This is a genomic window from Ruegeria sp. K7 (genome assembly GCF_056531785.1).
Map to the genome: position 1 here is coordinate 1 of NZ_JBQFMJ010000048.1, position 778 is coordinate 778.

Below are 778 nucleotides of genomic sequence, written 5' to 3' on the forward strand. Positions count from 1 at the left end.
TGTCTTAGCCCCGTAAAACTGTGCCACTATTTTGGTGTCACGGAAGGGATGATGGATGGCTCGGAAGCGGTATTCGGATGAAGATGCGTTGAAGCTTTTGCGCGAGATCGACGTGCATTTGCATGATGGTTTGGATGTTGTGAGCGCTTGTCGGAAGGCGGGGATTTCAGACAAGACGTATTACTACTGGCGCAAGAAGTTTGGCGGCATGGGGCGGCCGCAGTTGTCAGAGATGCGAGCGCTTCAGAAAGAGAATGAGCGGCTTAAGAAGATCGTGGCTGATCTTCAGCTCGACAAGCTGATCCTGAAGGAGAGCCTGGATCATTTAAAGCCCAAGGCCTGACGGTTGATGGGTTGCGTCAGGCCGTGATCCACACCCGCCAAAAGCTGGATACATCGGAACGTCGAACCTGCGCTGTGTTGGGTGTGGCGCGGTCCAGTCATCGCTATCGGTCCAAGGCTACTAGTGATGATGCGCTGCGCCTGGCGATGATCCGGCTGGCCAAGCAATACGGACGATATGGTTATCGGAAAGTGACAGCGCTTTTGCGGATAGAGGGCTGGCAGGTCAATCACAAGAAGATCGAACGATTATGGGGCGAAGAAGGCTTGCAGCTGCCACATCGGCATAAGAAACGAAGGCGGCTCTATCACAAGGGCAGCTCTGTCATCCGGCTCAGGCCCACGCATCCCAACCATGTCTGGGCGATTGATTTTGTCCATGACAAGCTGAGCAGTGGGCGGAGCTACAAGATGCTGACTGTGCTTGATGAGTACA

General features: G+C 54.1%; 2 protein-coding genes. Both read left to right on the forward strand.

Annotation, left to right across the window (positions count from 1 at the left end; translation table 11 throughout):
* The first annotated feature begins 55 nt into the window (after positions 1–55).
* Positions 56–343, forward strand: a complete 288-nt coding sequence (locus tag ACR0FE_RS23610) for a transposase (protein ID WP_170548140.1) — start codon at positions 56–58, stop codon at positions 341–343.
* 23 nt (positions 344–366) lie between these two features.
* The coding region (locus ACR0FE_RS23615) for an IS3 family transposase (RefSeq protein WP_480915557.1) at positions 367–778 on the forward strand (412 nt) is incomplete at its 3' end.

Coding starts and splice junctions, on each gene's coding strand:
- ACR0FE_RS23610 (WP_170548140.1), top strand. CDS start 56: ATGGCTCGGAAGCGGTATTCGGATGAAGATGCGTTGAAGCTTTTGCGC.